At 74.1% G+C, this 6,488-nt stretch carries 5 protein-coding genes; 1 reads left to right on the top strand and 4 read right to left on the bottom strand.

The features are described 5' to 3' along the window. Positions 1-1,032: Ldh family oxidoreductase (locus HMPREF0731_RS09745; protein ID WP_007003940.1), on the bottom strand; the 1,032-nt coding region annotated here is incomplete at its 3' end. A gap of 10 nt (positions 1,033-1,042) precedes the next feature. Beyond that, positions 1,043-2,029: a Bug family tripartite tricarboxylate transporter substrate binding protein gene (locus HMPREF0731_RS09740; RefSeq protein WP_007003939.1), complete on the bottom strand. Its 987-nt coding sequence runs from the start codon at positions 2,027-2,029 to the stop codon at positions 1,043-1,045. A 118-nt stretch (positions 2,030-2,147) separates the two neighbouring features. Here HMPREF0731_RS09740 and HMPREF0731_RS09735 point away from each other — a divergent pair, with 118 nt between their 5' ends. Next, positions 2,148-3,074 (top strand): LysR substrate-binding domain-containing protein, encoded by a 927-nt coding sequence (locus tag HMPREF0731_RS09735; RefSeq protein WP_007003938.1) that lies wholly within the window; start codon positions 2,148-2,150, stop codon positions 3,072-3,074. Positions 3,075-3,128: 54 nt separating this feature from the next. Here the strand turns inward: HMPREF0731_RS09735 and HMPREF0731_RS09730 are convergent, their stop codons facing one another. Next, positions 3,129-3,917 (bottom strand): Bax inhibitor-1/YccA family protein, encoded by a 789-nt coding sequence (locus tag HMPREF0731_RS09730; protein ID WP_007003937.1) that lies wholly within the window; start codon positions 3,915-3,917, stop codon positions 3,129-3,131. Between the two features lie 127 nt (positions 3,918-4,044). Continuing rightward, positions 4,045-6,488 (bottom strand): ABC transporter permease (locus tag HMPREF0731_RS09725; RefSeq protein WP_007003936.1); only part of this gene is annotated, 2,444 nt, incomplete at its 5' end.

Raw genomic sequence — 6,488 nt, 5'->3', positions numbered from 1 at the left:
GGCCGCCCAGTGGCGCAGCGCCGCGCCGGTCTTCGGCGGCAGGGCAAGCCCCTCCGCCTCGGCCCGGGCGATGCCGCGTGCCGCCTGGTCGCCGGGCAGGCGCACCGGGCGGTCGGGGTCGATCGGTGCATTGGCGCGGCAGGCCTCCGCCAGGAACTCCATCTGCTGGGCGAAGGCGTCGCGCCCGGCGAAGGCGTCCGGGTCGATCAGCTGCAGATAGACACTCGCCCCCCAGCGGCCCGGCGCGTCGCGGCGGCCATGGCCGGACAGGCCCTGGGTCAGCGCCTCCACCATCAGCGCCAGGCCGAAGCCCTTGTGGCCGGCCTCCGCCCCGCCCAGCAGCATCAGGCTGCCGCGCTCGGTCGGGTGCTCCATCACCGCCGGGTCGGTGGTGGGGCGGCCGGCGGCATCCAGCAGCCAGGGATGCTCGAACTGCTCGCCCGCCGCCGCCTTCTGCCGCGTCATCGACACGGTGGTGATCGAGGCCGAGATGTCGACCAGCACCGGCGCCGCCCCGGCCGGGAAGCCGATGGCGAAGGGGTTCGGACTGAACAGCGCCTGCCGCCCGCCAAAGGGCGCGACGATGCGGCTGTGCGGGCCGGAGGAGGCCAGCATGACGAAGCAGCCGGCCTCGGTGGCCTGGCGGGCCAGCGCCGCCAGGCAGCCGATATGGTGGCTGCGGCGCAGCGCCACCGTCACCACGCCATGCTGCGGCAACCGCGCCAGCGCCTCGGTCATCGCCTGCTCGACCAGCCAGAGGCCGGGGCGGTAGCCGCCATCCCAGACCAGGGTGGCGCCGCTGTCGCGCAGCAGCTCCGGCCCGCCCTCCCCCACCATGCCGCCGGATTCGATCTCGGCCAGATAGGTGCCGGCCTGGGCCAGGCCATGGGTGTGGCGGCCCATCATGTCGGTCAGCACCAGCAGCCGGCCCATGCTCTCAGCCATGCCGGGGGCCAGGCCGGCGGCGGCGAAGAGCCGCGCGGCGAAGCCGGACAGGGCGGCGGGGGCCAGGCGGGTGCCGGTCATGCTCATGCGGGCGTCCTCATTCGGGGCGGATATTGTGGGCGCGCACGATGGCGCCGTAGCGGGCGCTGGCCTGGCTCAGCCAGTCGCGCATCGCCTCCGGCCCGTCGGTGCGGACCTCGCCGCCCAGCTCGGCCAGGCGGGCGGCGATGGCGGGCTGCGCCAGGGTCTCGCGCAGCACCGCCTCCAGCCGCGCCACCAGCGGGCGGGGCGTGCCGCCCTGCACCAGCACGCCCTGCCAGGTGCCGGCCTCCGGCAGCGGCCAGCCCAGCTCGGCGAAGGTCGGCACCTGCGGCAGCGCGGCCATACGCTGGGCCCCCGAGACGGCGATGCCGCGCATCTGCCCATTGGCGACGAAAGGCAGGGTGGCGGTGGCGCCGTTGACGATCAGGTCGGCCTCGCCGGTGGTCACCGCCATCAGCGCCGGCGCGCCGCCGCGATAGGGCACATGGGTGGCCTCGCCGCCCAGCTTCGCCGTCAGCTCCACCGCGGTCAGATGCGTCAGGCTGCCCACCCCCGCATTGGCGACGTTCAGCCCGCCGGCCGCGGCGCGGGCGCGGGCGGCCAGGCCATCGGCGTCGGTGACGCCGAGCGTGTTGCGCACCGCCACCAGATAGGGCGCGTAGATCAGCATGGAGACCGGCGCCAGGTCGCGCTCCAGGTCGAAGGGCAGGCGCGGGAACAGCGCCGGGTTGATGGCCAGCGTCGCCACATCCATCAGCAGCAGGGTGTGGCCGTCGGGCGGGCTCTTGGCCACCGCGTCGGCGCCGATATTGCCGGCCGCCCCGGCGCGGTTCTCCACCACCACGGGCTGGCCGATGCGCCGCGTCAGCTCCGGCGCGATCAGCCGCGCCACGATGTCGGAGGTGCCGCCCGGCGCATTCGGCACGATGATGCGCAATGTGTGGTCGAAGGCCGGCTCGGCGGCCATTGCCGCGCGCGGCATGGCGGGGATGGACAGCGCGGCCGCCAAGGCGGCGCTGCGCAGCAGGGCACGGCGTTGCATCTCGGACTCTCCCTTGCACGGCCACGGCTTTCCCGCGCGGCCTTGCCCCCGCTGTAATCCGGTGCTGCGATACCCGTCCAAGGCCAAATCGGCATTGGCCGATACCGGAGCGGTATCCATGTTCGCGTTCAACCAGCTGCGCTGCTTCGTCGCCGTGGCCGAGGAGCGGCATTTCCACCGTGCCGCCGCCCGGCTGAACATGACCCAGCCGCCGCTGAGCCGGCAGATCCAGGCGCTGGAGCAGCAACTGGGCGCCCGGCTGTTCTGGCGCGACAGCCGCGGCGTGCGGCCGACCCCGGCGGGCCTCGCCTTCCTCGACGAGGCGCGGCGCCTGCTGCGCCTGGCCGAGGGCGCCGCGCGCCGCACCCGGGCCCTGGCCGAGGGCCAGGCGGGGGAGCTGTCCATCGGCTTCACCGCCGCCTCCGGCTATGCGGTGCTGCCGCGGCTGGTCTCGCTGCTGCGCCAGCGCCTGCCGGGGGTGAGCTTGCGGCTGCGCGAGGCGGTCTCGGCCGAGCAGCTGGCTTCGCTGCGGGCGGGGCAGCTCGATCTCGGCCTGGTGCGGCCACTGCAGGCGCAGCCCGGCCTGGCCTGGACCCGGCTGGAGCGGGAGGCGCTGCTGCTGGCCCTGCCGGCGGCGCATCCGCTGGCGGCGCGCCCCGCCATCCCGCCCGGCGCGCTGCAGGGCGAGGCGCTGGTGACCTACCCGCCGGTCGAGGGCCGCTATCTGCACGAGCTGGTGACCGGCTTCTACCGGCTGGCCGGGGTGGTGCCGGGGCCGGTGCAGCATGTCAGCCAGGCACATTCCATCCTGGCCCTGGTCGGCGCCGGGCTGGGGCTGGCGCTGGTGCCGCGCGCGGTGGAGCGGCTGCGCCCGGAAGGCGTGGCGCTGCGCCCGCTGGCCATGGAGGCGCCGCCGGCGGCCGAGCTGATGCTGGCCTGGCCGGCCGAGACCGAGAATCCGGCCGCCGAGGCGGCGCTGGCCGTGCTGCGCGCGGCCTGGCCGCAGCTCGGCGACGGCCCGCCGCCCGGGGCCGCGCGGGCATGAAAAAACCCCGGGGATCGCTCCCCGGGGCCGGTCTCCTCCGCCTGGGCGGCGGGATCAGTCCTGCTGGCGGACGCCCATGAACTGCAGCATCAGCTGGAACAGGTTGATGAAGTTCAGGTACAGGCCCAGCGCGTCGAACACGCTGCGCTTGGCCGCCTCATCGGTGCCCTCGGCATAGGCGAACTCGACATAGTCGGCCTTGATGCGCTGGGTGTCGTAGGCGGTCAGGCCGACGAACACCACGACGCCGATCACGCTGATGACGAAGGCCATCATGCCGGAGCCGACGAACATGTTCACCAAGCTGGCGATGATGATGCCGATCAGGCCCATCATCATGAAGGCGCCGAGCTTCGTCAGGTCGCGCTTCGTCGTGTAGCCATAGAGGCTGATGGCCGCGAACATGCTGGCCGTCACGAAGAAGGTGCTGGCGACCGAGGCGCCGACATAGACCACGAAGATGTTCGCCATGCTGGCGCCCATCGCGGTGCAGAACAGCCAGAACAGGCCCTGCGCCGTGGTCTTGCTCATGCGGTTGATGCCGAAGGACAGCACCAGCACGAAGGCCAGCGGCGCCAGCATCGCGGCGAAGCCCAGGATGGTCGGCTGCGTCACCACGAAGCCGCGCGGCGAGCGGCCCACGGTGTAGAACAGCTCGGACAGGCCGGTGTTGGCGATCACATAGGCGACGATCGCGGTGACCAGCAGGCCGGACGCCATCCAGTTGTAGACGCGCAGCATGTAGGACCGCAGCCCGGCATCGATGGCGGCTGCGTCGGCCGTCGCCACGCGGCCCCAGCCGGGCGCACCCGTCGTGAAACGATAGTCGGGACCAGAGGCCATAGGTGTCTCAACTCCTCCCAGCGCGGAGAATCCGCGGGTCACAAGATATATGGACTAACCGTAATCCGGTTCAACGGCAAAGCGCAGCGCGGACAGGCTGACGCCAGGATTTCATCGGCACCCCCCCTCATTCGTTGCGCAGCATCGGCGCGGGCTTGGCGCGCAGCGCCAGGGCGGTGCCGGCATAGCCCAGCCCCAGCGTCAGCAGGGTGCAGCCCAGGATGGTGGCGGCCAGCGTCACCGGCAGGAAGATCCATTCGGTGCGCATGACATAGCGCGCCACCGCCCAGGAGGCGGCGGTGCCGGCGCCGGCCGCCAGCAGCCCGGCGGTCAGCCCGACCAGGCCGAACTCGACCATCCAGGCGCGGCGGATCTGCGCCCGCGTGGCGCCGATCACCTTCAGCACCACCGCGTCGCGCACCCGGCGGCGCTGTGTGGCCGCCATGGCGCCGGCCAGCACCAGGGCGCCGGCCAGCAGCGTCAGCCCGGCCACGGCCGAGAGCGCGACGCCGAGCCGCTCCAGCAGCCCCGCCACCGCCGCCAGCGCGTCGCGCACCCGGATGCCGGAGACATTGGGGAAGGCGTCCGTCACCGCGCGCAGCACCGCGGCGTCCTGCGCCGCATCGCCGCGCACGGTGGCGATATGCGTGTGCGGCGCCGCCTCCAGCAGGCCGGGCGAGGCCACCAGCACGAAGTTCAGCCCGAGCCCCTGCCACTCGATCCGCCGCAGGCTGCTGATGCGGAAGGTCAGGTCGCGGCCCAGCACGTTCAGCACCACCTCGTCGCCGAGGCCGACGCCCCAGCCCTCGGCGATGCGGGCATCGAGGGAGAGCAGCGGCGGGCCGCGATAATCCTCGGGCCACCACTGCCCGGCCACCAGCCGCGTGCCCTCGGGCGGGCGGGCGGCATAGGTCAGGCCGCGATCGCCGCGCAGCGCCCATTCGCTGTCCTCGCCGACCCGCATCCGCTCGACCGGCACGCCCTTCACCGCGACCACGCGGGCGCGCAGCGAGGGCACGCGCGTCACCTCCACCACCCCCGGCTGGGCCAAAGCGGTGGCGTCGAAGCGCTGCGCCTGGTCGGACTGGATGTCGATGAAATAGAAATTCGGCGCCGCCCCCGGCAGCTGGTCGGAGAGCTGGCGGCGCAGATTGCCCTCGATCATGGCGACCGCCGAGAGGGTGGTCAGCCCGATGCCCAGCGCCACCAGCAGCAGCGGCGTCGGCGCGCCGGGGCGGTGGATGTTGGCCAGGCCCAGCCGCAGCGCCGGGCGCCCCGCCCCGCGCAGACGGCGGGCCAGCGCCATCAGCGCGGTGGCCCCCAGGCGGAACAGCAGCAGCGTGGCGCCGGCGCCGACGCAGAAGCCCAGCGCGAAGACCGGCTGCGCCGCGGTCAGCACCACCAGCGCCACCAGCGCCGCGACCGCCAGGGCGTTCACCGCCAGCAGCCCCCAGGAGGCGCGGAAGCGCGTCTTCTGCACCGTGTCGCGGAACAGGGCGGCGCCCGGGATCTCCCGCGCGCGGGCCAGCGGCCAGAGCGCGAAGGCCAGCGCCGTCAGCGCCCCATAGGCGGCGGCGAGCAGCAGCGGCGTCGGGTAGAGGCCGAGCTGCGGCGGCACCGGCAGGGCGCCGGAGAGCGCGCGAGCGGCCAGCAGCGTCAGCCCCTGCCCCGCCACCAGGCCGAGCAGGATGCCCAAGGCTGCCAGCACGCCGACCTGGATCAGGTAGGTGACGAAGATCACCCGCGCCGGCGCGCCCAGGCAGCGCAGCGTGGCGATGGTGCGGGCGCGCTGGTCCAACCAGGCGCGCACGCCGGTGGCCACACCGATGCCGCCCACCAGCAGCGCGGTCAGCCCGGCCAGGGTCAGGAAGGAGGCGGCGCGGTCGAGGAAGCGGTTGACCCCCGGCGCGGCCTCGGCGGCCGAGCGGATGCGCCAGCTGCCATCATCCGGCCCCGCGCGCAGCGCGCGGATGAAGCCGCCGACATCGCTGCCCGGCGGCAGCGCCACGCGGTATTCGTAATGGATCAGGCTGCCCGGCTGGATCAGCGCGGTGCGCGGCAGGTCGGCCAGCGGGATCATGGCGCGCGGGCCGAGGATGGCGGGGCTCGCCACCTTGTCCGGCTCATTCGCCACCAGCCCCGCATAGCGGAAGCTGGCCTCGCCGAGGCGCAGCCGGTCGCCGATGGCCAGGCCGAGGCGCTCGGCCACCAGCGGCTCCAGCGCCACCTCGCCCGGCCGCAGCCCATCCGGCGCCGGCGGGTCCAGCACCAGCGCGCCCTGCAACGGATAGGCGGCATCCACCGCCTTCAGCTCGACCAGGGTGCGCTCGCCATTGGGCGCGATCGCCATGGCGCGCATCTCGACGATCTCGGAGACCCGGCCGCCGCGCGCCTCGATCCATTCCCGCCCGCCCGGCGCCATGGGCTGGGTGGCCACCCGGATGGAGACGTCGCCACCCAGGATGCGGCTGCCATCGCTGGCCAGCCCCGCCTCGGTGGCGGCGCGCAGCGTGCCGACGGCGGCGATCGCCGCGACGCCGAGCGCCAGGCAGGCCAGCACGATGCGCAGGC

The sequence above is a fragment of the Pseudoroseomonas cervicalis ATCC 49957 genome (genome assembly GCF_000164635.1).
Classification (GTDB): Bacteria; Pseudomonadota; Alphaproteobacteria; order Acetobacterales; family Acetobacteraceae; genus Pseudoroseomonas; species Pseudoroseomonas cervicalis.
This window is presented reverse-complemented; position numbering and strand designations above follow the sequence as displayed.

Bases quoted from the DNA above. Each gene is read 5' to 3' on its own strand.
- HMPREF0731_RS09740 (WP_007003939.1), bottom strand. From the start codon at position 2,029: ATGCAACGCCGTGCCCTGCTGCGCAGCGCCGCCTTGGCGGCCGCGCTG.
- HMPREF0731_RS09735 (WP_007003938.1), top strand. From the start codon at position 2,148: ATGTTCGCGTTCAACCAGCTGCGCTGCTTCGTCGCCGTGGCCGAGGAG.
- HMPREF0731_RS09730 (WP_007003937.1), bottom strand. From the start codon at position 3,917: ATGGCCTCTGGTCCCGACTATCGTTTCACGACGGGTGCGCCCGGCTGG.